General features: G+C 35.8%; 19 protein-coding genes and 1 pseudogene. 16 read left to right on the top strand and 4 right to left on the bottom strand.

The window, feature by feature from the left end; all coding sequences use genetic code 11:
* Positions 1-333: 333 nt before the first annotated feature.
* Together D5R40_RS17945 and D5R40_RS41230 are read right to left on the bottom strand one after the other, a co-directional pair.
* A complete protein-coding gene (locus D5R40_RS17945) occupies positions 334-528 on the bottom strand; it encodes a hypothetical protein (RefSeq protein ID WP_124147623.1) in 195 nt (64 codons plus the stop codon).
* A gap of 326 nt (positions 529-854) precedes the next feature.
* Positions 855-977, bottom strand: coding sequence for a hypothetical protein (locus D5R40_RS41230; RefSeq protein ID WP_275670467.1), 123 nt, complete (start codon positions 975-977; stop codon positions 855-857).
* Positions 978-1,037: 60 nt separating this feature from the next.
* Here D5R40_RS41230 and D5R40_RS17940 point away from each other — a divergent pair, with 60 nt between their 5' ends.
* From D5R40_RS17940 to D5R40_RS17930, 3 genes are all read left to right on the top strand, one after another.
* Positions 1,038-3,749: a TIGR03960 family B12-binding radical SAM protein gene (locus tag D5R40_RS17940; RefSeq protein WP_124154999.1), complete on the top strand. Its 2,712-nt coding sequence runs from the start codon at positions 1,038-1,040 to the stop codon at positions 3,747-3,749.
* 1,060 nt (positions 3,750-4,809) lie between these two features.
* Positions 4,810-6,867: a ribonuclease E gene (rne, locus tag D5R40_RS17935; protein WP_124147621.1), complete on the top strand. Its 2,058-nt coding sequence runs from the start codon at positions 4,810-4,812 to the stop codon at positions 6,865-6,867.
* 524 nt (positions 6,868-7,391) lie between these two features.
* Positions 7,392-8,018: a ribonuclease HII gene (locus D5R40_RS17930; protein ID WP_124147620.1), complete on the top strand. Its 627-nt coding sequence runs from the start codon at positions 7,392-7,394 to the stop codon at positions 8,016-8,018.
* Between the two features lie 9 nt (positions 8,019-8,027).
* On the opposite strand, the gene D5R40_RS35500 is transcribed toward D5R40_RS17930, so the two are convergent.
* Positions 8,028-8,171: a hypothetical protein gene (locus D5R40_RS35500; RefSeq protein WP_161564743.1), complete on the bottom strand. Its 144-nt coding sequence runs from the start codon at positions 8,169-8,171 to the stop codon at positions 8,028-8,030.
* 1,553 nt (positions 8,172-9,724) lie between these two features.
* On the opposite strand from D5R40_RS35500, the gene D5R40_RS17925 reads away from it, so the two are divergent.
* From D5R40_RS17925 to D5R40_RS17910, 4 genes are all read left to right on the top strand, one after another.
* Positions 9,725-11,419: a S8 family serine peptidase gene (locus tag D5R40_RS17925; RefSeq protein WP_124147619.1), complete on the top strand. Its 1,695-nt coding sequence runs from the start codon at positions 9,725-9,727 to the stop codon at positions 11,417-11,419.
* 1,025 nt (positions 11,420-12,444) lie between these two features.
* Positions 12,445-13,176 carry an undecaprenyl-phosphate galactose phosphotransferase family protein gene (locus D5R40_RS17920; RefSeq protein WP_124147618.1) on the top strand — a complete coding sequence of 244 codons (732 nt, stop codon included), beginning with the start codon at positions 12,445-12,447 and terminating at the stop codon, positions 13,174-13,176.
* A gap of 384 nt (positions 13,177-13,560) precedes the next feature.
* Positions 13,561-14,589 (top strand): GDP-mannose 4,6-dehydratase, encoded by a 1,029-nt coding sequence (gmd, locus tag D5R40_RS17915; protein ID WP_124147617.1) that lies wholly within the window; start codon positions 13,561-13,563, stop codon positions 14,587-14,589.
* Between the two features lie 878 nt (positions 14,590-15,467).
* Positions 15,468-16,412 carry a GDP-L-fucose synthase family protein gene (locus tag D5R40_RS17910; RefSeq protein ID WP_124147616.1) on the top strand — a complete coding sequence of 315 codons (945 nt, stop codon included), beginning with the start codon at positions 15,468-15,470 and terminating at the stop codon, positions 16,410-16,412.
* 251 nt (positions 16,413-16,663) lie between these two features.
* On the opposite strand, the gene D5R40_RS17905 is transcribed toward D5R40_RS17910, so the two are convergent.
* Complete coding sequence (locus D5R40_RS17905; RefSeq protein WP_124147615.1) at positions 16,664-16,870, bottom strand: hypothetical protein; 207 nt, start codon at positions 16,868-16,870, stop codon at positions 16,664-16,666.
* 565 nt (positions 16,871-17,435) lie between these two features.
* Here D5R40_RS17905 and D5R40_RS17900 point away from each other — a divergent pair.
* The 9 genes and pseudogenes from D5R40_RS17900 (at position 17,436) to D5R40_RS39785 (ending at position 25,688) form a co-directional block, all read left to right on the top strand.
* Positions 17,436-18,155, top strand: coding sequence for a DUF7168 domain-containing protein (locus D5R40_RS17900; protein ID WP_124147614.1), 720 nt, complete (start codon positions 17,436-17,438; stop codon positions 18,153-18,155).
* 304 nt (positions 18,156-18,459) lie between these two features.
* Positions 18,460-18,894, top strand: a complete 435-nt coding sequence (locus D5R40_RS17895; protein ID WP_124147613.1) for an AbrB/MazE/SpoVT family DNA-binding domain-containing protein — start codon at positions 18,460-18,462, stop codon at positions 18,892-18,894.
* A gap of 1,429 nt (positions 18,895-20,323) precedes the next feature.
* The gene (locus D5R40_RS17890) at positions 20,324-21,874 is read left to right on the top strand and encodes an NAD(P)/FAD-dependent oxidoreductase (protein WP_124147612.1); all 1,551 of its coding nucleotides are present in this window, start codon (positions 20,324-20,326) and stop codon (positions 21,872-21,874) included.
* 828 nt (positions 21,875-22,702) lie between these two features.
* A complete protein-coding gene (locus tag D5R40_RS17885; protein WP_124147611.1) occupies positions 22,703-23,029 on the top strand; it encodes a hypothetical protein in 327 nt (108 codons plus the stop codon).
* Positions 23,030-23,059: 30 nt separating this feature from the next.
* Positions 23,060-23,734, top strand: a complete 675-nt coding sequence (locus D5R40_RS17880; RefSeq protein ID WP_124147610.1) for an RNA-guided endonuclease TnpB family protein — start codon at positions 23,060-23,062, stop codon at positions 23,732-23,734.
* 373 nt (positions 23,735-24,107) lie between these two features.
* A complete protein-coding gene (locus D5R40_RS17875) occupies positions 24,108-24,770 on the top strand; it encodes an RNA-guided endonuclease InsQ/TnpB family protein (RefSeq protein WP_124147609.1) in 663 nt (220 codons plus the stop codon).
* A 102-nt stretch (positions 24,771-24,872) separates the two neighbouring features.
* Positions 24,873-25,007: a hypothetical protein gene (locus tag D5R40_RS41225; RefSeq protein ID WP_275670276.1), complete on the top strand. Its 135-nt coding sequence runs from the start codon at positions 24,873-24,875 to the stop codon at positions 25,005-25,007.
* A 20-nt stretch (positions 25,008-25,027) separates the two neighbouring features.
* Positions 25,028-25,168, top strand: coding sequence for a helix-turn-helix domain-containing protein (locus tag D5R40_RS42690; RefSeq protein WP_375339363.1), 141 nt, complete (start codon positions 25,028-25,030; stop codon positions 25,166-25,168).
* 19 nt (positions 25,169-25,187) lie between these two features.
* A pseudogene (locus tag D5R40_RS39785) lies at positions 25,188-25,688 on the top strand (transposase family protein).
* The last annotated feature ends 238 nt before the right edge of the window (positions 25,689-25,926 follow it).

The following is a 25,926-nucleotide window of genomic DNA, read 5'->3' as shown; positions in this document are numbered from 1 at the left end:
AATTTTGAACACCGTGTAGACGGTGGGGTATTAAACCCACAAAGAAAATGATAAAATAAATCTACTTCACAAAATCTAGATAAAATATCAAAATTATATATAAAATTCAGATTTATGCACCCTAACAAAAAATATAATCATAATTCAACTAACTCACTAGACTCAGATACAATCAACTAAATAATTATACCCATTAAAGCATTTATTTTTCAAAGACCAAGGCTATCTATCAAAGACTTACATAATATACCAAATACCAACAATTGATAGATGTTAGATATCAGTTAAACATCTGAAATTTTCAACCATAATAAAGTTAAAATGATTTGCAGTTTATATACTGGGAACAAGCTGGACTCTGCCTGCATCCATCTCCTCCATTAATAATTCTAATGCTTCATAATCTACATCAGAAATATAGCCAAGTCGTGTCAACTCTAAGTTGATTTGATTTTCGATTTCAGGAGTCAGTCTGCGAAAATAAAGAGCTTTAGATACAAGTTTCTGAATCATACATTTTGGTTCCATTGCTAATAGAAAAACCCTACATAATTAAATTCTCTGCTAAATGCTTACTCTTGTAGGTGATCTAATCCTAGACAAGAGAGTGATATGAATCATTTGGACTTGAAATTAGCAGTAACTTGTCATCTGTAAATCAGAATTTCACAGTAGTGGCGTGACACAGCTAAAATGGTGGATTAGATGGGGAGATGGGGAGATGGGGAGATGGGGAGATGGTAGATCAAGACACTAGAAACAAAAATCTATTACACAGTTTTAGGCGTGTCACGCCAGTAGTAAGTTTTTGGTGTTATCTTGAAATATGGGCATTGCTGATTTGAGGTACGATATCATGTCAGGATAAGAGCGCCAGTAAAAAACTTTCTCCTTCTACATACTTTTTCTTCTTCTTTCTTCCCTCCTGACTCCTGACTCCTGAGTTCTGACTCCTCAGTAATTAAGATTAATATCATACACGCGCTTCAGCAACGCCAAAATATGTATGTCCAAAAAATACAAGTTAGGTACGAATAGTGGCAGTAGCAGTAGAGAATTTACTAACATCCGAAATATTAAAACCTGCTCGTTACCTTGGTAATGAGTTGGGAACCTTCCATAAACCTTGGGACAATGCTCAAGTCCACTGGGTACTAACCTATCCAGAAGTTTATGAAGTAGGAGCTTCTAATTTAGGACATATAATTCTTTATAACATCTTAAACTCTCAACCAAGACAACTATGCGATCGCGCATATTTACCAGCTCCAGACTTAGCACAGAAATTACGAGCTACAGATACCCCACTATTTGCTGTAGAATCAAGGCGATCGCTCACTGACTTTGATATTCTAGGGTTTAGCCTCAGTTATGAATTAGGAGCTACAAATATTTTAGAAATGCTAAGTTTGGCAGGTATTCCCCTAACTTGGCAAGAACGAAAATTAACGTCCCACTCTTCTCAAACACAAGAAACCTATCCCTTAATTTTTGCAGGTGGTCAAACAGCAACTTCAAACCCAGAACCTTATGCAGACTTTTTTGACTTTATTGCTTTAGGAGATGGAGAAGAGTTACTGCCAGAAATTGGACTAATAGTTGAGCAAGGAAAAACTAATGGATTAACTAGAGAAGAATTACTGTTAGATTTAGCCCAAATTCCTGGGGTGTATGTGCCACAATTTTATGAAATGGCTAAAGATGGTTCTGTGTTCCCCATTCGTAAGGATGTGCCAGAAAAAATCTTGCGCCGAGTGGCCACTCCTATGCCAGCTTATTCTATAGGTTTAGTTCCTTATGTAGAAACAGTCCATGACCGACTGGTAATAGAAGTACGACGTGGATGCACCAGAGGATGTCGCTTTTGTCAACCAGGTATGTTGACTCGACCAGCAAGAGATGTAGACCCAGAAGAAATAATAGATACTATCGAAAAAGGTTTGAGAGTTACTGGACATAATGAGTTTTCTTTACTTTCCCTAAGTTGTTCTGATTATCTAGCATTACCAGCAGTGGGCACTGAAATTAGAAACCGCCTCAAAGATGAAAATATTTCCCTATCTCTACCAAGTCAAAGAGTTGATAGATTCGATGAAAATATTGCCAATATTATTGGTGGTACGAGGCAAAGTAGTCTGACTTTTGCACCAGAAGCAGGCACGCAAAGAATGCGGGACATTATTAATAAGGGATTGACAAATGAAGAACTTTTGCGAGGAGTCAAAACCGCTCATGAACAAGGTTGGGATAAGGTTAAGCTCTATTTTATGATTGGTTTACCTGGTGAAACTGATGCAGATGTGTTGGGTATTGCAGAAACAGTTAATTGGTTACAACAAGAGTGCAGAACTAAAGGTCGGAAGAAACTACAGGTGACTCTGACAATTTCCAACTTTACTCCAAAACCTCATACACCTTTTCAGTGGCATTCTGTCTCAGTAGCTGAATTTGAACGTAAGCAAGAATTACTGAAGGCAGAATTTAGAAGAATGAAAGGTGTAAAGGTAAATTATACCGATGTTCGTATCTCAGCAATGGAAGACTTTCTCGGTAGGGGCGATCGCCGTCTAGCATCCGTAATTCGCCGTGCTTGGGAACGAGGAGCAGGAATGGACTCTTGGTGGGAAAGTTTAGATAGAGCTTTTGCTGCATGGAGTGAAGCTATTGCAGAATCAGACTTGAGTTGGAAATATCGCCAAGTCGAAAATGGTGAGTGGAATGTATTTAAAAATACAGAAAATTCTACTGAAATTACTTCCGCTCAAAATTTATCATCTCTACTTGACCAACCTCTACCTTGGGGCCATATAGAGACTGGAATTGATAAAAATTGGCTCAAAGAAGATTTACACAAAGCTTTAGCAGCAATAACTGTTCCGGACTGCTTTTTCGCAACTTGTTCTCATTGTGGTGTATGTGGTCCAGATTTAGGTCATAATATTGTAGTCCCGCCTTTGCCTATTCCAGAATTTGATGGTAAATTTGTGCCAAACCAGAATAAGGTACAACGTCTAAGAGTGTGGTTAGGGAAGTTGGGAGAAATGGCTTTAGTTAGTCATTTAGATTTAGCTCGACTATTCGCTCGTGCAGTTCGTCGCAGTTCTATACCTATTGCTTTTTCAGGCGGATATCATCCAAGTCCACGAATTATTCCGGCTAGTGCTTTATCTCTTGGAACAACTAGCACAGGAGAAATTGTGGATTTTGAGTTGACAGAACCAATGGATGTGGTAACATTTCAAAATAAATTGGGAGCTGCTTTACCAACGGATATACCCATATATAAGGTTGAAGAAGTAGAGGTAAAGAGTCCTTCTGTATCTCAGATATTAGAGAAAGCAGAATATGTTTTGAAGGTCCGGAAAATAGCTGAATCTTCAGAAAATTTAACAGAAAATTTCTACAATCAAACAACTGAAGAAAAGCCAAATTGGCAAAAGTGGGTAGAGGTAATTAATAATAGTGAGTCAATTCTGTGGGAACAAACAACTAAGTCAGGCAAAGTAAAAGTTATTAACTTACGCGATCGCTTATTTGAGTTGGAGTATATAGAGTATTCAACCACTGATATTTTTTCTTTAGAAACGAAATGGGACGCTAAAATATATGGCATTCTTCGTTATGTAGGAAGTTATCAGAATGATGGAACTTTACTACGACCACAACATATAATTTATATGCTGGAACAAGTAAGCAAACAGGAGTTTGAATTACTGCATTCTCACCGGAAAAAGTTGTTTTTGAGGTGATATAAATTAAATAAGAATCTATAGTTAGGTTTTTGTTTTTTTTAGTGTCAGAATTGATAAAATTACTTTACAAAGGAGGAAAAAGGTAAGAAGGTATAAGTTGGAATAGAAATCCTACAAATAAATGATCGGGATTTAAATCAGGAAACCTTTACTCTCTTATCTTTCCTAAGCATTCAGCCGTCAGCTATTAATTTTGGGAAAGGTAAAAGCAACCTTTGAAATTGAGTTTGAATAAAAGTTGCTGCCAAAGTCCCTTTCCTGAACCTTAGAAGTAATTATTCATTACTAACTGCTGTTTGCATAGCATTCGGAAGGAAGTGCTGACTTACTAATAGCTGAATGCTTACTATCTTTCTAAACCTAAAAAACATTTTTTACCTTGATTCACTAATGAATTTAGTTCCGCTCTAATATAGAGTTTACAGCAAAAATATACCTGATTATTTATGCCTCTAGCAAAGCTGACTTAACGTATTTCTTTAGGTCGTAAAAAACGCTGTAATTTCATTCAAATTACAAAAATGTGAATCATAAGCAATACAATTTAGATTGATATAGAACCGATCAAAAAATGAAGATTTGTAAAAAAATTGGATTATTTTGAGTGTGAATAATTGAAAATACAATAAGATATAAGTTGGTAGAAGTATTCAACTGGGTAAGGGTAAACTGAAGCTTAAACTACTCAACACCAGACCAAGCATTATCAAAAAAAAAGAGGCGTTAGTGAATTAGTGTATGATATTCATTTTAATTACTTAGGAGTCAGGATTCAGGAGTCAGGATTCAGTAGAAAGACAGGATTCAGGAGAAAGAAAAGTGCTTTTCGGTCAATCTAAGTAAAGACAATATCTAATCTTGCCATTCTAAAGAATTACTCTTAATTTACCTAAATTACTGATTTCATACCTCAAATCACAAACGCCAAAAAAGAAGTAAAATTCACCGAAAAAAACAAGCATTGCAGTTAATATCCAAGATTACAAATAACCTAAATAACACCAAAGGTGACTTAATCTATAGCGCCACATTTTTATTAAGCAATTGAGGGAATTGAATGCCAAAGCAAATAATTATTGCCGAGCAACATAGAATTGCTGCGGTATTTTCTGAAGACCAAATACAAGAACTTGTCGTTGCTACAGGTAGCCATCAAGTTAGTGATATATACCTAGGAGTAGTAGAAAATGTACTACCTGGGATAGATGCAGCATTTGTAAATATTGGAGACCCCGAACGCAACGGATTTATTCATGTTAGCGATTTAGGGCCATTAAGATTAAAGCGTTCTTCCGGTGCAATAACAGAACTACTTACACCCCAACAAAAAGTCCTAGTACAAGTGATGAAAGAACCCACTGGTACAAAAGGACCACGCTTAACAGGCAACATAACTCTACCAGGCCGCTATTTAGTCCTAATGCCTTATGGACGGGGTGTCAACCTATCCCGACGTATTCGTTCTGAAAACGAAAGAAATCGCCTCAGAGCATTAGCAATTTTAATCAAACCAGCAGGAATGGGACTATTAGTCCGTACTGAAGCAGAAGGGATGGAAGAAGAAGCAATTCTAGAAGATTTAGAACTATTGCAGAAACAGTGGGAAACAGTCCAAATGGAGGGCAACTCCAACAGAGCACCTGCACTACTAAATCGTGATAGTGACTTTATTCAACGAGTGCTGCGAGATATGTATAGCACAGATGTAAATCGGATTGTAGTGGACTCCAATGAGGCAGTGAAGCGAGTCAAAAAACACCTGCTTAACTGGAGCGGGGGCAAACCACTACAAGTTTTAATTGACTATCATAGCGATCGTATCCCGATTCTAGAATATTTCCGGGTTAATGCAGCCATTCGAGAAGCTCTTAGACCTAGAGTAGACTTGCCCTCTGGTGGTTACATTATTATCCAACCGACTGAAGCATTAACTGTGATAGATGTCAACTCCGGTTCCTTCACACGCTCCGCTACAGCTCGTGAAACAGTACTTTGGACAAATTGTGAAGCAGCTACAGAAATAGCCCGTCAGCTACGCCTGCGTAATATTGCTGGAGTCATTATTGTGGACTTTATTGATATGGACTCACGGCGAGACCAATTGCAAGTTCTTGAACACTTTAATCAAGTTCTCAAAGCTGATAAAGCAAGACCTCAAATAGCTCAGTTATCAGAATTGGGGTTAGTTGAGTTGACTCGTAAACGCCAAGGTCAAAATGTATATGAACTTTTTGGTCACACTTGTCCTAGCTGTAATGGATTAGGACATTTAGTTCGTTTACCAGGGGAATCAGAAATTCCGATGGAGGAAGTTAATTTGTCTGTGGTTAGTCGTACCCCAGAGGTCGAAGAAACTATGAGACCAACTATTGCTCCTCCAACTTTGGTAACAGCAACTCAAACTTCTACTGGGGAGACTACACAAGGATATCAAGAAGTAGAGTCTACTAATCATTCCTCAGATTTAGAATTGTTGAATCACCCTAGTTATCAAGAATCTAACCGACGGCGACGACGGCGACGAGTAGGAGTCGGTGAAACAATGCAAGATGAATCATTAGAATTGCAAGAAAGAGAAATGGGCACAGATATGGAATATCCTATGCTTTCAGAAGGATATCCACTAACAACACCTAATCGACGCCCGGGAAGAGAGATAATTAGACCTATTACTGAACCTCCAGAGATAGTGACAGTAGAAATGACACCTGATGAGCAAGATGTTTATGCTTTGATGGGTATTTCTCCAATAACACTTTTAGAGGAGGGAACGGTTAAAAATCCTAAATCAGTAATTATTTCTATTCAGGAACCTGGGGAGAATAGTGTTAGAGAAACAACAGAAAAAAAAGAAGATGTTGAGCTTGAGTCAGAAGTAGAGTACGAAGAGGAAGATAACGATGAAGAACCGCAATTAGAAGTAGAGGAGGTTGATTCATCAATGTCTTTAGAGTCAGAAGATCAAAGTGATTTTGATAGTGATGAGGAAAATGGTCAATACGAGGCAGAATTGAGTGATTCAGATGTCGATCTAAGTTCAGATAGCAATGACTCTGATGATTCAGGGCCAATTAGGCGTCGTCGTCGTCGTTCTTCGGCAGCTACAGAAGAATAAACAGAATTTATATTTATAGTAGGGAACAGGGAACAGTGTTCAACAATTAATAATTAATAATTAATTATTAATTATTACCTCTCCTTGAAAAGAAGAGGATTGACGCAAAAGGGAAAATTTTTTCTCCTTTAAATGAGAGGCTTTAAACCTTAATTATTCGGTAAAAGCTTTTCTCTGTCTCAAGTTCATCATCAATCTCTATCAAACACCAACTCGTTCCTTGCTATATCTATAAACCTCAGTTCTGTAATACCAATTTTAAAAAAAGTGCCACGCTTAAGTGACACTTCAGTTATTAAGTAATTAACATCTAATGAATAATTTTTTGATAATTATTAACCAGTTATTGTTAATTATTCTTATGTTTACCGATAAATTGTGGTCTAAAGCCTATCCTTTTAAGGGGATAAAAAAAAGAGAATATTCCTTATGTCAAGCCTCCTTATTCCAGAGGTACTGATAACTGATAACTGATAACTGAAAAGACTTCTCCCTTACTCCCCTACTCCCCTACTCAAGAATAAATGGTATATCCTGTTAATATAATTGAACCTATCACTGCTGGTGTGGACGAAGTAGGACGTGGAGCATTATTTGGACCTGTAGTGGCAGCAGCAGTAATTTTGCCAGAATTGGATGATTTGCCATCTCCTCTAGCTTCCCTTTATCAGGGGGGAGAAGTAACAGATAGTAAAAAATTAACAAAAAAGCGTCGTAGTCATTTGGCTAGTGAGATTCAAGCTATAGCTTTGGATTGTAAAATTGGTATAGCTTCCGTGCGCGAAATTGACCGTTTGAATATTTTACAAGCTTCTTTATTGGCTATGAAGCGAGCTGTCCTCAAGTTGAAATATAGGCCAAATTTGGTTTTGGTTGATGGGAATCAGCAAATTAAAGATTTATCTATACCTCAGAAGGTCATTGTTAAGGGAGATAGTAAGTGTTTAGCGATCGCTGCTGCAAGTATTGTGGCTAAAGTTTGGCGAGATACATTGATTATACGTTTAGCAAAAAAGTATCCTGTTTATGACTTGACTAATAACAAAGGTTATGGTACTCATAAGCACAAGCAAGGAATATTAAATTATGGGCTATCGCCTCAACACCGTCTCTCGTTTAGTCCTTGTCAGCTTTCCCTATTTACTGTTTAGTTCTAGAAATTATACACAACTAAAGCAAACACCAAGTCCACCAGCATTTTTCTGGATAGCATTTTTCTGGATAAATTTAATTTCACCTTCTTCAATGGCCTTTTGAATAGCTGTTGAGGTGATTTGGAACAGATTTACTAACTTCTGGCTCAAAACCTACTGGACTGACAAAGCTAGAATAGTGCATTAGCTGTTTTGATGTAACTCTTGTTCTGCAAAAGTTTAAGCATTTTTTTTTAGCAACATTTAAGGCGTGTCAATCCAGTAGTGGACTGTTTCATTTTAAATGTTGCAATAGCAAATTTTTAAGAGATAAGTTCCTCTAGCTAAAATGACAAATCTAATGCACTATTTTAGCTCAAACAGTCCATTAGGGTGCGTTAGACGTCTAAAATATAATCTGCGAAGAGTATTTTACAATCCGTCATAACGCACCATTTTAGATGTGTCAATCCACTACTGGAATTATTACTTTTAAAGAGTGCATTAGCTTTTTGAGTTTAATTTTTATTCTGGCAAAGTTTGAGCATTTTTTCCAAAGCAACATTTAAGAGTGGTCATTCCACTACTAATTTTGGTCTTGCTACATTGCCTGATGAAAAATAAATTGTTATCAAGATACAATAATCAAGGAGATAGATTCCTCAAAAATTTAAACAATAACGAACGACAGCAAATAGGAAAAAACCTATTTTAAGGGAATAGCAAATCAAAAAAATCAAGAAAAGATTAGATTTAAGACTATCACATGGTGGTGTTTATTAAGAGTAATAAAGTTGCTCGTTGCATACAAAAAGTAAAGAATAATCGAAAAAATTGGGCATTAAAAGGGGATAATGATTTTGAAAATCAGATTGCCCACGTCAATTTGTTACATAAAAAGTAGCACAAATATCAGTGTGTTATCGGTATTTATAGTCTATAAATCATCATAATTTAACTGAGACGAAAGCCAAATTTAATTGAATAAATCAAGCATAAATATTTGATGAAGTCAGATAATTAGGGTTTGCGCTCAAAAGTCTTATGGGTGAGGGTAGGAGACAGGAGACAGGAGACAGGAGACAGGAGAAAAGGGAATTTAGAGGAGGTAGCAGTAAGAATTGTCCTTTGATTTTTCTGCCTAACTATGCGCCTAAAATACGCTCCTTTTTGAGCATGAAGAGCTGAAAACCAGGCACTTTTTTCGACCCCAAAAAGGCGAAAACCTTTATCTGTAAATACTTTTAGATTTAATCAGCAAGCCCTAATTAGTCAGGGTCATTGCCTACTGACTAATGTACGTCGCCAATCCGACTGCTCCCCTAAATGACTACTGACTACTTACCATTTATACTAAGTTTTGAAGTGCGGAATGTAGGTTAAAAAATTTAGACAAAATAGATGGTAAAATCTGAATCAAAAAGTCTCAATAAAGTGATGGTTAAAATTCAAAAAAAATTGTAAATAGAGGTAAGTAAAGATACAATAAAAAGAATTATCAAAAAGCTGAATATGAAATGGAAAATAATTAAGATAGGAATAAGTAAGACTCCTAATGAATAGGAATAATCAGAAAGAATAACTTTGAAAAGTTGCTAAAGCAAAAGAATTAATTTCCTAAGATTAATGAAATTCAAGGCATCAGGGAAAAAGGGAAGATATGATTTAACGCAAAATAAATAAAGTGCGCCTATACTAAAAATTAGTATCAAGAAAAGAATGCAATGATTGGTCCTAGCTCTGATGGTTTATCTTATTCATTAGATAACAATCCTAATAACTTTATTGTACCCCTAAATTTACTGACTCCATACCCAGAAGGTCTAAAAGCTCTAGATGGTAATGATACAGTAATAGGCTCATCAAATCCTGAACTAATTAATGGTAATAAAGGCAACGACAACCTATTTGGTGGAGAGGGTTCTGATACTTTACGAGGAGGTAGAGATAATGATTTGATTTATGCTGACCAAGGTAGCGATCAAATTTTTGGAGATTTAGGCAACGATACAATTTATGGAGATTTAGGCAACGATACAATTTTTGGAGGTAAAGAAAATGATCTTTTATTAGGTGAAGATGGTAACGATCTAATTGCTGGAGATTTAGGAAGAGATACATTAATTGGAGGAGCAGGCAATGACACATTTGTGCTACGAGAACCTCAAAATAATAGTATAGATACGGCAGATATTATTGATGATTTTGATGCTAATTTTGACAGAATAAAAATACCAGAAAACTTAACAGAAAATGACATCTTATTAACGGCAGATTCTTTATCGGGGGATACATTAATTCAGGTTCAGACAAATGGTTTAATTTTAGCAAGAATTAAAGCAATATCTGACACACAACTTGTTGAAAGTCGCTTGATTTTTGATAATACTATAAGTATAAATGAAGTTCCACAAACAGCTAGTTCTATACAGTCAAGCTTGAACAGTACTTTTGGATATGGTTTAGTTGATGCCTCAGCAGCAGTGGCCAGTGCTACTGGAGCTGCCCCTTTTCCAGATATTCCAGATATCGGCGGAAATCAGTGGGGACTAGATTTAGTCAAAGCACCAGAAGTTTGGAATCAAGGTTTTCAGGGAGAAGGTATTGTGGTAGCTGTCATTGATAGTGGTGTAGATAGTACCCATCCTGAATTAACAGGCCAAATGTGGAGCAATAGCGGTGAAATTCCCAATAATGGTATTGACGATGATGACAATGGTTATATAGATGATACCTGGGGTTGGGATTTTGTAAGTAATGATAGTGACCCAATGGATGAAGAAAGTCATGGAACTCATATCGCAGGTACAATTGCTGCAAAGAGAGATGGAGTAGGAACAACTGGAGTAGCTCCAAATGCTAAAATTATGTCTCTCCGGGTACTAAATGATGAAGGGGTGGGTAAGGTTAGCGACGGAATATCAGCCATTCTCTATGCTGTTAACAATGGAGCAGATGTAATTAACTTTAGTTCTGGTGGGAGAAATTTAGTCCCCAGCGAACTCGATGCTATTCGTTATGCTGCTGATAGAGGTGTTGTATTTGTTTCTGCTGCGGGTAATGGTAGTTCAAGCAGTCCTGATTATCCAGCAAGATTAGCTAATGAATATGGAATTGCAGTTGGATCAGTAGATCGAAATGCCAAGTTTTCTTCTTTTTCTAATAAAGCTGGTAGCGAACTGGATTATGTCGTGGCCCCAGGAGGGGATGGTTTTCCTGAAGATGCAGGAGATATTTATGGACCTGTAGCTCCTTCAATAACAGGTAATTTATATAGTTTCTTTGCTGGTACTTCTATGGCAACACCCCATGTTGCAGGTGTCGCAGCTTTAATTAAACAAGCTAATCCTAGTTTATCTGCTGAGGCAATTGAGAATATAATTATTGAGACTGCTAATTCTACTACTGTTAGTGTTTAACCTATGCCAGATGTAGAATATCACACTATAGCACTACGCAAATAGGGCGCGGAGATTCTTCTATTTCCTATAGGTACTTTGATATTTTTGAGGGTAAAAATAGCTCAAACCCTTACAGGACAAAGGAAATACATCAATAGGCTCAAAATTCCTCTTTCGGTAGCATGACCGAGGAAAACCTAGATAGATCGACAAATAAGCTAATTTGACGTTAAATTCTTGCTACGTAAGTTTTTGAGGCTATTTTTCAGATATTTTTTACTACAGTCTCCCTATTCTCAACTCCCAACTCCCTGCTCCCTATTCCCTTTTCACTTAAATTTATTGTCCTAACCAAAAAACGTACTGCTATACTTTCATGTTGCAATAGATTCAACTTGAACTTTAACTACTGACTATTTATAATTGCCGATTGACTGGTGGTATAGGCTGATATTAACTAAGTAGGTATAGTAAATATCTAATATGAAATATGAAATATGAAATATAAAAAAGAATGATACGAATAATTTAACTGGTTAAAAAACTTTACCCAGAAATGTCGATTTGACTAAAAACAGAGTTTTACTCTAATAAATGATATGTAGGCTATTCCTCCTGACTACTGACTTATAACTTATGCCTCATGACTCTTTAAATAGTCTAAGTATAACACTGCGCGCAGGGAACAGGCAATAGGGAACACCTCATTTGGGGGAATAAAAAACTGGTCAGGTAAGACTTTGAGCTATTGGACACCTCCTGCAATTTGTAAATATGCCAGCGCACATTGCTATATTTGTAGCAAAAATTTTAGTATTTCATATAAATATGGGACTATCATAATCCTCATGGTTAATCTTGAGATTAATACAAATCAAATATTTGTATAAAATCTATCAATAGAGGCACCCAAGTATCCGAAGCGAGAGCCAAATAATTGTCCTGTTCCAAAATTAGTCATCTTTTTCGTAACTAAATTTGCCCTCTATTTCGCTATAAGCTTTATGATCAGGACTGTGTGTGGTGTGAAGTGAAGGAGTAAGATGACTGCCGATAGCCAATTCATCTCTGGCAAGGTAATTAGAGGGTTTACAGGACACGGTTTTCAACCTTTCCTCCCCAGAGATAGACAAAAAAGTCGATTTCTAGAGGGCCTAGAGGTAGGATGTTATAAACGATTATTTGATATCCTGTTTTCTCTGTCGGTTCTCATATTGTTTGCCCCTATTTACCTGTTTATAGCTTTACTAATTGTCTTTAGCTCACCAGGATCTGTTTTTTATGTTCAAGAAAGAGTGGGTAAAAATCGAAAGCTTTTCCGTTGTTTGAAGTTTAGAACTATGGTGAAAAATGCAGATGAGATGTTAGGAGAAATTATGGAAACATATCCTCATCTGCGCCAAGAATTTCAAGAAAGTTTTAAATTAAAACATGACCCTAGAATTACATGGATAGGTAAATTTCTCAGGGTAACGAGTTTAGATGAATTTCCCCAATTTTGGAATGTTTTGAAAGGTGATATGAGCGTTGTAGGGCCTAGACCATTAGTGGTTGAAGAACTACCAAAATATGGTCATCACATGGATAAAATTCTGACAATCAAACCGGGAATTACAGGTTTATGGCAAGTTTCTGGTCGCAATGATATTCCCTATCCTAAGAGAGTTCAAATTGACCTTTTTTATGTAAACTTCAGAAATTTTTGGATAGATATATGGATCATGTTTAAAACAGTTGGTATTGTTGTTTTCCCAAAAAATAATGGTGCTTACTAAGGCTTGTCATTGGCTTGTCATTAATGACTAAGTGATTTAAAATCAATTGAAGTTATTACGGGGTTAGAGGTTGATAGTATTTTTCCAACTATTATCTTTCTAACCTACTAACCAAAATTGATCAGCTTAAATAAAATCAGTTTTAGTTGCTTGAGAGAAATAGTGTTTTTCAAGGAGTAAAGTTGATAAATATTAACTCAAAATACTTGGTTATGAGAACAATTTTAGGTTAGTCTAGAAATCTGGGGATGGTAGAGAGTATAACCAAACTATATAAGCAAACAAAAAAATAAATATATATTTATTTTTTTGCACTGTAGCGATTGAGCTAATTATTATGGACATTCCCATGCCAATTTATTACCTTAGTAAATATTAACTCCAATGACTGAAAAGAAACGAGCACTAATTACTGGTATTACAGGTCAAGATGGTTCATACTTGAGCGAACTTTTGTTAGAGAAGGACTATGAAGTTCATGGTATTATTAGACGTAGTTCTAGCTTCAATACAGATAGGATAGACCATATATATGAAGATTCTCATAATCCTGATGCTAGATTATTTCTACATTATGGAGACTTAACTGATGGGACTACTCTACGTCGAATTCTGGAAGAAGTTAAACCAGTAGAAATATACAATTTAGGTGCCCAGTCCCATGTGAGGGTTAGCTTTGATTCTCCAGAATATACAGTAGATGCCGTGGGAATGGGCGCTCTACGTTTACTCGAAGCAATTCGAGACTATCAACAACGTACTGGAATTGAAGTTCGTTTTTATCAAGCTGGTTCTTCGGAAATGTTTGGCAAAGTCCAAGAAGTACCTCAGAAAGAAACTACACCTTTTTACCCCCGTAGTCCTTATTCTTGTGCTAAAGTTTATGCCCACTGGCAAACAATAAATTATCGAGAATCATACAATCTCTTTGCTTGTAATGGTATATTATTCAACCATGAAAGTCCTCGTCGAGGTGAGACTTTTGTAACTCGTAAAATTACTCGTGCTGTAGCTAGAATTGTAGCGGGTAAACAGAAGAAACTCTATCTTGGTAACTTGGATGCTAAACGAGATTGGGGATATGCAAAGGATTATGTTAGAGCTATGTGGATGATGCTACAACAGGAGGAACCAGATGATTATGTGATTGCTACAAATGAAACTCATTCTATTAAAGAATTTCTAGAAATAGCATTTACTTATGTAAATCTAAATTGGCAAGATTATGTAGAGTTTGACCCCCGTTATCTTCGTCCTGCGGAGGTTGATTTATTAATTGGTGATTGTACAAAAGCACAAGAAAAGTTAGGTTGGAAACCATCAGTTACATTTACAGAGTTGGTAAATTTAATGGTTGATTCTGATATTAAAGCTTTGGAAAAAACTACTACCATGAGCAATGGTTTTGATTAAAATTTTTTGGCTAAGTTATTAAGAGGATTTAACTCTTGAGGTAATCCTTAATTTTTTTGAGGTGATAGTGCTTTTATTGGTCTTTTGGCACTATCAAAATTAAATAAACTTGATGATGAAAAAGTAGCTAAAAAGAAAGAGAGAATTATCAGGTGTATCTAGATAATATAATGAGTAAAAGTAGAGAGTAATTCAAGAAAAAACATTTCTAGCACTAGAATAAGTATGAAGTAAAAAGCTGGCATCAATATAAGATGATATTTAGCTACAGTCCTAGTAGGAATTGATTGTTTTTAGATGCTACTATAGCAATCATAAATAGCTGTTTACTAATGCAGAATGTGAGAAGTTTAGTTAAACTAAAAATTAACAGTTAAGGTCTATGAGATTATGACTGTACAAATGCTGGATATAATTCCTAAATTTTTGGTAAAATTTAAATTGTCAAATTTTCTTCTATAGCACTATGCATATAGGACTTGGACATTGGTAAATCCTGTTTGCTTTTTTGCAGGCGGAAAGCTTTCCTAGGTCATGCTCCGCAAACGCTTTTAATGTTGCAGAGCAAAATGGTTTGACACGCTGCGCGACATGAATGGGTAGCATCCCCTAGGGAAGCATTTGGGCATCGAAAACTCTCTCAGATATTACCTTATAACTTTTGACTTGCACCGCTATATATCATCTCAGGAAAGCCAAAATTTCTTCTACACCCTAAAGCTGGAAAAATCTTGAGTAGCAATTAAATCCCAGTAATAGGAAATAAGAGATTTTTCTATCTCTAAGACCTATAGTATAACCGTATTTTTATTGGGCTGATTTTAATCCACAATACCTTAAAGCTAAAGTCTAATTAGTATCAATCTTGGAGGTTTTTAATGAGTAAATTAGAGTTAGAAAACAAGAGAATTTTGGTAACAGGTGGATCGGGTTTTCTTGGACGCCAAGTTATAGATCAACTTCATAAAGCAGGAGCTAATCCTGATAAGATTACTGTACCGCGATCGCGTGATTATGACCTTAGGACTCTGGAAGCTTGCCAAAAAGCTGTCCAAGAACAGGATATTATAATTCACCTTGCTGCTCATGTAGGGGGTATTGGTCTGAATAAGGAAAAACCTGGTGAGTTATTTTACGATAATTTGATGATGGGAGTGCAATTAATTGATTGTGCTTATAAAGCAAATGTAGAAAAATTTGTTTGTGTGGGTTCGATATGTGCTTATCCTAAATTTACTCCGGTTCCTTTTAAAGAAGAAGACCTTTGGAATGGTTATCCAGAAGAAACTAATGCTCCTTATGGTATTGCCAAGAAAGCTCTTTTAGTTCAACTGGATGCTTATCGTCAACAGTATGGTTTTAATGGTGTTTATCTGTTACCTGTTAACTTGTACGGACCTGAAGATAATTTCGATCCTAAGAGTTCCCATGTAATTCCTGCTTTAATTCGGAAAGTACATGAAGCTCAAGTTAGAGGAGATAAAAAATTGCCTGTTTGGGGTGATGGTAGTCCTAGTCGTGAATTTTTATACTCTACAGATGCTGCAAGAGCAATTGTTATGGCAACTCAATTTTACAATGAATCTGATCCTATTAATTTAGGAACTAATCATGAAGTAAAGATTCGTGATTTAGTAGAGTTAATTTGTGAATTAATGGATTTCAAGGGAGAATTAGTTTGGGAAACTGATAAACCTAATGGTCAACCTAGGCGATGTTTAGATACACAAAAAGCAAAAGAAAAGTTTGGTTTTGTTGCTAATGTAGATTTTAAGCAAGGACTGAAGAATACAATTGAATGGTATCGAGAAAATGCTGACTAAGTTTAAAGGATATAGATTTTATCTGTTATAATTAATTGATATAAGTATAGAGCTGGAAGAAAATTATCTTTCAGCTTTTATATAATTCAAAACTTTTCTGGATAAAATTTACCATAGAGTTATTCAAAATATCAGGAAGTGATGTTGTAATACCAATTCACTTAAAATAATGTCACCAATAGTTGGTAACTGATGAAGTCAAATAATAAACAGAAATTACTGTAGAGTAGAGGTTTTAAGTACCTAAAATATCACTTCTGACTTCTGACTTTAGTGAAACGGTATAAGCGATCAAGCATCGCTCGAAGCAAAATTAAATCTAGTTTATAGCTTGGTAGTTCTGCAGAGCGTAGTGGTATACAGCAAACAGAAATACCAGGTACGGCAGCAACAGACTCCCACTGCCGTGCCTCGTAACAAAAATTACCGGACAATGCACGACCATTACAATGCAGCACCACCTATAGCTTTTATCAGTTGGATGAGATAAAAAATTGAGATTTAGAGGACAAAAAATAGACAATAAATTTGGATATGTATAACTCAATAAAACACTGTTCTAAGCACTATAGTAAAATAGCATTTGTTGAATTATACTAAAACACATTTTTGAAAGTTTGATAGTTATGAAGCCATAGCATTTTGTAATTCAATAAAGTTATTTATAGCTTGATAAATTTTGATTATATAGGATTACATCAAAGCTAATTACTATCATAATCTATATGATACTCACTACAGAATAATTGTGAAAAATTAAATATAATCAAAAAAAATTATTCTGAAACAAACCATAATCTCTAGTAAATATCCCATTGCTGAATCAAGGTATGAAAATAAAAACTGAATAATCTCAAGTATTTGTCATTTAATAGTTTAGCGTTCGCGGTAGCTATGCAGAGCATTATCGCCAACAAATACAAATCATACCTACGCATCAGCAACACCATAAATATTACATTGAGTAAGTATAGTTGCATAATAAAAAATTTATAATAAAGCATTAGAAATAAGCTGAGAGAAATGGTCAATAAGAATCTCCTGGAAAAGATTAGTAAACTCCTAGCTCTTGCCAATTCACCTAATGAACATGAAGCTGCATTAGCGGCTGAGAAGGCAGCAGAATTATTAGCTCAACATAATTTATCTGTAGCAGATTTAGGAAAAGAAAAGGATGAAGATATTACTAAGGGTATTATTGATAGAACAGGTCGTTATGTTACCTGGAAAATGTGGATTTTAGCAGGAATTGCTAATGCTAATGGATGTCAAGCAATGCGTTCTACTTACAGTGGTGAAATGAGATTAGTAGGAACAGAAACTAATATTACAGTTTCTAAATCACTTTATGAATATTTAACTGCTGTAGTTGACAGTTTAGTAAAACAACATAGGGGTAAAGGAAGAACTTTTATTAATGCTTTTCGAGTTGGTTGTGCAACTAGATTAAGACAGAGATTAGAGCAAAGACGAAAATCCATGGAGGAAAAAGGTATTGCTAGTAGTGACGATCGAAATTCGGCATCTGCTATGGTTGTACGCTCAATGTTTGAAAAATATTCTTTAGCTATTCAAGTATATTTAAAGCAAGAAGGTGTAAAATGTAAAGTTCAGAAATCGACTGCCGTTAATAATGATTTAGGTTTTTCTTTTGGATATATTGCTGGGGAAAAAATAAATTTGAATTATTTAAATCACCATTTATACAAAGGCAAAAATCATCGAACAGTTAACTGTAAATAATTAACAATTAACAATTAATAATTAATAATTACCTCTCCTGAAAATGGATATGATTGGCGAACATGATTTTTTTGATTTATTTATTATTGAAATCGGAGTCTTTAAAACTTAATTATTTGGTAAGTAGTACATAACTATTAATCATTAGTTTTTTTTACATCTTAAAACTGTCTGATTTTAGGGGTTGGTTGCTCCGCTGAAGTTGAGATTAGATAATATCCTCAAAGAAAACGTTAAATAGGCTTGATATTAGACGACGTAAGTGTTAAAGTTTATGGAAGAATATTTTAAGTAGATGGAGAAGATGGCTAAAACAACAACAGAAAAATTAAATACTTCAGAACAATCAAATACTCCACTGACTGGTAAAGCATTGTTGAAGAAAGTCAAAGAACTCTCGCACAAGTCAAAGAAAGATACTGCTATTGCTTGCGGATATTATTCAAATACAAAAGATAAGCAGAAACGAGTAAATCTTGCTAAGTTCTACGATGCAGTTTTACAGGCAAAGGGGCTAAATTTAGATGATAACAATGTTAAAGATGGAAGAGGGCGTGCTGCTACTTACCGTGCTTGTGTTCATAGAAATGGACAGTTAGTAATAGGCGCTAACTATACACAAGAAATGGGATTAAAACCAGGGGATGAATTTATTATCCAGTTAGGACATAAACATATTCATCTTAGGCAGATTAATATAGAAGTAGAAAAAGAAGATGAAAATAATGAGGAAGAATAGATAAATTTTGTAGTAATCGTAATGGTCTCTAAAATCTGCGATTATCATCATCTAGGTATTCCAAAGTGCTGCAAAAAACTAGAGTCATCTACAGTATTTGAAACCTAGTTTTTGGCAGCAAATAGACTTTGAAAGACAAGTTGACAAATTTGAGTATTTTGATCTTCAAAAATACCTAAATATGGGTGAACCTATTTTTAACTTTGTCAGGTATAATTTTGATCGGTTTTAAGTAAGTTAAGAGCGATTAGAAACAACTGAATTGTCTTAGGATTGAAACTGTTATTTGCTCTCAGTTATAAGATAGTAATGATGAGATAATCTAATTAAATTAGGTGTACAATGCAAAAAAATTGAGTTTCTTTACATCTATTTAAAAGTTAAGTGGGTAAAAATAACAAAAATAGGGTTGAATTTACTTCGAGATTTAGGTGTAAATATCTGAAATAATCCCGATATGAAGTAGAGGCAATAGTGATCAACTATAGTATTACTTTGGAGAAATGTTACAAGTTACCTTAGATAAAATTGAATAATTATTAAAAATAATCATAAATATAGCAATCCTATTTAACTTGTAATATTTTGGTGGTAGGGGCGAATGGCCATTCGCCCCTACAGGATTCAGGAGTCAGGAGTCATAATTTTAAAAGTTTTCAGTTCAAATTAGCTATTATAAAAATTGTCACAACCAATTTAGGATTGCTATAGTATAAATATAATTATCTTAACGAGGTTGCAAATTATGGAATAATATTGCCAAAAATTAGTTTAGAGTTTGACTAAAAAAAACCTAATATTAATAATTCTAGCAATTCTCAAATTCAAAATCCAATTCAATCAAAAATCTAAAATCATTCGTCACTAGACATCTCTAGAAAAGAGGCAGTAGGCAGCTTTGCTGTAGGCAGTAGGGAACCCACCCCTCGCCCCTCCCCCTCCCAGGAGGGGAATAATTGATAATTTATGTGTGAGAATTGATTTTATTTTTGATTTTTGGAGATGTCTACTGTGCAACGCTTCTTAACCAATTAATAAAAATGGTTATAGTTATATTAAATATAGTTAAGCAAAATCTTATAATACTTCAAATTACTAAAAAAGCCTTCCAAACTAAAAATCTGTTTTGTAATTATTTAAACTCATAACAAAGATGACAATTATATTGAAATTGTAATATGAAATTACGGCGTTGGTGAATAAATGTATGATTTAACAATTCATCAGGAGCAATTCAGTAGATAGAAAGGAGTTTTTCGGAGACTAAATAGGAAGAAATAGGTATAATTTGCACTATTATTTTGGCTGAAAATTTACCTAAAGTAGGATTTCATACCTCAAATCAGCAACGTCAAAATTGCTTATAATTTGAATGAATATTTAAAAATCAGCAATAAAATAATTACGGTAAAAATTAATCAAAAAAATTATGTCCTTAACAGAACAAATTCTCTCGCAAATTCCGGGAAGTCCTTTACAAGGTCTGCGGAAAGCTGACCAGGTTTGGCAAAACCTTCGAGAAGACAATATTTCTATTCCTACTACTGTGAAAAAAGAAACTCAATTATTAAACACTTTAGACTGGGATGTAGTAATTTGTGGTGGAACTCTGGGTATACTTATTGGAGCAACCTTAGCAAAGAAAGGTTGGCGGGTAGCTCTGTTAGAACGAGGTATCCTCAAAGGGAGGAAACAAGAATGGAACATATCCCGCAAAGAACTAGAAACATTTATAGAATTAAATCTTCTCTCCTCAGAAGAATTAGAAACAGCGATCGCCACCGAATACAACCCCGCGCGAATTAGTTTTCCAGAGAGCGAAGACATTTGGGTAAAAGATGTTCTCAATATAGGTGTAGATCCAGTTTACCTCTTAGAAAGTCTAAAACAGGGTTTCCTTCAAGCAGGCGGTCAACTATTTGAAAACACAGCTTACGAAGCAGCAACTATTCATCCAGATGGGATCGACATTCAGGTTAATAATGGCCAATCATTCAAAGCTCGACTGCTCCTGGATGCAATGGGGCATTTTTCTCCTATTCTGAAACAAGCACGCCAAGGCAAAAAACCTGATGCTGTCTGTCTAGTAGTTGGTACTTGTGCCACTGGATACCCAAAAAACGATACAGGAGACATTTTTGCCTCATTCACTCCTATAAAAAACCAATGTCAATACTTTTGGGAAGCATTTCCTGCTAGAGATGGACGAACTACTTATCTATTTACCTACTTAGATGCTCACCCAGATAGAATTTCCCTAGAATCATTCTTTGAAGAATATCTCCGCTTATTGCCTGAATATCAAAAAGTGGAGCTTAGTCAACTTACATTCCAACGTGCCCTCTTTGGCTTTTTTCCCTGTTATCGTCAAAGTCCCCTGAAGACTCCCTGGAATCGTATTTTGCCAGTAGGCGATAGTAGTGGCAGTCAATCTCCTCTTAGTTTTGGCGGTTTTGGAGCTATGGTACGTCATTTGAAACGTCTAACCGGGGGTATTGATGAAGCTCTCCAAACGGACAACCTTTCTTCAAATGCTCTAGCACTTTTGCAACCTTATCAGCCTAGTATATCAGTCACTTGGTTGTTCCAACGTTCTATGAGTGTGGGGGTAGACCAAAAAGTTGAACCAAATCAAATTAATCAACTATTGGCAGGTGTATTTCAGGTAATGGATAGATTAGGGGAATTTGTACTTAAGCCTTTTCTGCAAGATGTGGTGCAGTTTCCTGCTTTAGCACAAACTTTATTTATGACTTCTTTAAAGCAACCAGGTTTAGTCATTAAAATTATTCCTCAAGTTGGCATCGGAAATTTATTAGATTGGATGAAACATTATTTGAATTTGGGAATTTTTAGTTTATTATCTCCTATAGGAGATAAATTGGCGTTTTTAGTGACAAAAATTCCTCTGGAGCAAAATTATTATTATCGCCGTTTGATTGAACAATGGCAATATGGTTCTGGTGGGGATTATAGTTGAAGTCAGAAGTTAGAGGCTAGAAGTTACCGAATTAAGTCTGAAATCAAAAATGAAATACTGAAAGAATCCGATAATTTATTCTAAATTCGGTTGCCATACCCCCCTTAATCAATCAAAGAAAATTCAACCAATGATAATGAGTCAAGTTTCTAACTTCTTCTTTCATTTAACTCAGAACATTACGGAAGAAGGACGAGAGTTTGAAAGCCACGTCTTTTTAAGTAAGCATTCAGCCGTCAGCTATCAGCGATTTCTTTTAGTAGGTGATAAAAGTTTTATTAATTGAGCTAGAAAAATATGACTACAAAAGTCAGCTCCAAAGTCTATATTCATTTAAACCCCCTTTTTTTGTGCTCTAACTGACAGCTAATAGCTGTTTGCTTAATGCAACAAGACTCTCTCATATAGGAAAGTATTTAAATTAATATAGACTTTAAAGGTAAGAGAGCTAACTTTTTTAGTAAGAGAATTAAATATTGCTTTGATCATCAACTAAAAGCACTCTTCTGATAGCTGATTGCTGACGGCTGAATGCTTACCTTATGTACCACGGTTAACCGACTTATTAATTGTGGGATTTATAGCAATGTGCGCTGGCATATTTACAAATTACAAGAACTGTCCAATAGCTAAAAGTCTTGTATTATCGGTCTTTTATTCCCCCAGATGAGCTGTTGCCAGATGAGCTGTTGCCTGCGCACAGCGCTATATTTGGCTAGACAATGGTATTTTAAGTAGGGATACATCACGGGAAAACACGACTTAGAGAAGCAATTAAACTCAAATCATAATTATCAATTTCTTCATTCTCAAGCAGCACAGCAAACCTTGAGAGGAGTAACAGAGTCTTTTAAGTCCTACAAGGAGCTTTCCTACAAACACTATCTAGAAAAACTGAAAAATAAACCTCAACTTCCCAAATATCGAAAAAAGGGAGGACTAGGAGTTATAACTTATCCAAAACAAGCTTTGAGACTGAAAGGAAACCAGGTGAGAGTACCTCTGGGGAAAAAAGTTAAAGCTGCTTTTAAAATTGATAGTTTTTGGCTAAATTTTCCCAGCAATCTTGAGTTTAAAAAAATTCGAGAAATAAGGATTCTACCTCGTAATGGTTGCTTTTATGTTGAGTGGGTTTATCAGTTAGAGGTCGATTAACCTGAACTTGACAGGGATAAAGTTCTCGGTATTGACCACGGAGTTGGTAATTGGTTAACTTGGGTTAGCAATGTAGGAACAAGCTTGATTGTAGATGGCAAATATTTAAAATCAGTTAACCAGTGGTATCACAAACAAATAGCAACAATTAAAGATAACAAACCTCAAGGATTCTGGTCAAAAAAGTTAGCCAATATAACTGAAAAACGCAACAGAAAAATGCGCGATGCTGTGAATAAAGCGACCAGATTAGTTATAAATAACTGCTTAGAAAATGGTATTGGTAGGATTGTTTTTGGATGGAATAAGGGGCAAAAAAATGCTATTAACATTGGAGCCAAAAACAATCAAAAATTTGTGCAAATTCCCACAGCTAAACTCAAAGAACGAATTAGTAAGTTATGGGAATTGTACGGCATAGATTTTATTGCAACTGAAGAATCTTACACCTCGCAAGTAAGCTTTTTGGATGATGATTTCCTGCCAAACTACGGTGAAAAACCCGAGAGGTGGAAGCCGTCAGGAAAACGAGTACAGAGAGGTTTATATCAAACCAAAAACGGTTTGTCACTAAATGCTGATGTGAATGGAGCAGCTAATATTCTCAAAAAAGTAGCGACAACTTTGGAGTTTTCTCTCGAAGGAGTCAGTAGAGGTATGGCAATGTGCGCTGGCATATTTACAAATTATATCATGTCCGGTTGAATACTTATTATTAAGATAGTAGGGGAGCGGGGGAGTAGGGGAGTAGGGGAGTAGGGGAGTAGGGAAAATAGAAAGATTTATTGTTTCAGCACTCTTGATAAGTTTTTTCATCACTAATTATCCGGACATGATATTACAGGAAATGTCCAATAGCCAGAAGTCTTATATTATCGGTTTTTTATTCCCCCTGTTCCCTGTTCCCTGTTCCCTGTTCCCTGCGCACAGCGCTATAGTTTGATAATGCCTTTAAGAATCCAGTTTTGGATTGCTTAAGAATCTCCGTATCTTTAGAGCGGGGAGCATTGACTTAATCAATAAATAACGATATAATACCTTAAAAAGCACACCATTAGACAGGCGGCGCTCAATCTCCATGAAATCCATTAGAACCAAACTCAAATTAAATAATAAACAAAAAACTCTGATGGCACAACACGCTGGCTATTCGAGGTGGTGCTACAACTGGGGTTTAAGTTTATGGAATGCTGCATACACAGATGGTTACAAGCCAAACCCTCGTAAACTGAGAGAGGTTTTTACTAATCACACCAAACCCCTTTACCCCTGGATGAAAAACTTGTCGTCTAAAGTTTATCAATATGCTTTCATCAACTTAGGTGAAGCATTTAAGAGATTTTTTCAGGGATTGGGCAAACGCCCACGATTTAAGAAGAAAGGTAAATCTGATTCATTCACAATTGATAATTGTGGAAAACCCATAGAATTAAATGGATGGAGTCACAAATTACCTTTTATTGGTATGGTCAAAACTTATGAACCAATTGAAGCAACTACTCAAAAAATCACTATTAGTAGACAGGCAGGTGATTGGTACTTAAGTTTGAGCTATGAATTTACTCCTAGCCCAACCCCAACAACTACTGAAGTTGTAGGTGTGGATTTAGGTGTCAAAACATTAGCAACTTTAAGTGATGGAAAAGTATTTGAAAGCGTAAAGTCATATCGTAGGTTTGAAACCAAGCTTTCTAGACTGCAATATCTAAACCGCAATAAAATTATTGGCTCTGCTAATTAGACTTGTCGCTTTATAAGGTAAAGTAAAGTTAATAGGGTGTTTGAGATGGGACAATGTTAGATCTGAATCGGGTGCTAAAAGAAGACCGCCTCAGTGCGGGCATTGACTGGACTAAACCGTAAGGCATTGGATGAATTATTACAAGCTTTTTGTGTCCAACTTGACTCGGAAGCGATACGGCGCTCCGCCACCCTCCGCGAACGCTCTTTTGCCAAAAACCTAGAGTTCGAGCTTTAGGAGGAGGGAGAAAAGCGCGGTTGTTAGAGGCCAAAGACAAGCTATTTTTTATCTTGTTCTACTTCAAGTGTTACCCTACCTTTGATGTGGCAGGAATATTGTTTGACTTACACCGCAGCCGAGCACACTATTGGATGTTAAGACTACAACCGTTGCCCTGAGAGTGCTTTAGGGAAAAAAATGGCCTTACCAGAACGTAAGTTACAAAGCATTGAAGAATTCATTGGCAGGTTTCCATCTGCCAAAGAAGTGATGATTGATGGTACGGAACGGCCAATCCAGCGTCCAAAAGACCAGCAAAAGCAGAAAAATCATGACTCAGGTAAAAAAAAGTGCCATAGGAGTCAACATCTGATCATGACAGACTCAGATAAAAGGGTCCTCGTCCTATCAAAAGCAAGAGAGGGCAAGGTTCATGGGCCTTCGGCAGTTGGACGCGCGAAAAATTGGTAGATTTTGTGCTTTTTGGAAGTGAAAATTCATGTAGATTTGGGTTTCCAGGGATTACAGAAGGAATTCGTCAACATCAAAATTCCCACGAAAAAACCTAAAGGAAAGGAATTAACTGAGGAACAAAAACTTTTCAATAGAGAGAAAAGTAGCGTTAGCGTCAAATGTGAACATACAATATCTGGCGTGAAGAGATATAATGCAGGGAGAGGATTGTATGTTCACATTTGACGCTAACGCTACTTTTCAATAGAGAGAAAAGTAGCGTTAGCGTCAAATGTGAACATACAATATCTGGCGTGAAGAGATATAATGCAGGGAGAGGATTGTATCGAAATCACATTAAAGATGCGCGACGATCGCTTCATGTTCACTGCGGCTGGACTCTGGAATTTCTACTTAATGGCAGGATAATTTAATCAGTGAAAACCAGAATTTTCCCATTTCACTTTAAGGTTTTATTTCGCGA

Source organism: Okeania hirsuta (assembly GCF_003838195.1).
Taxonomy (GTDB): domain Bacteria; phylum Cyanobacteriota; class Cyanobacteriia; order Cyanobacteriales; family Microcoleaceae; genus Okeania; species Okeania hirsuta.
This window is presented reverse-complemented; position numbering and strand designations above follow the sequence as displayed.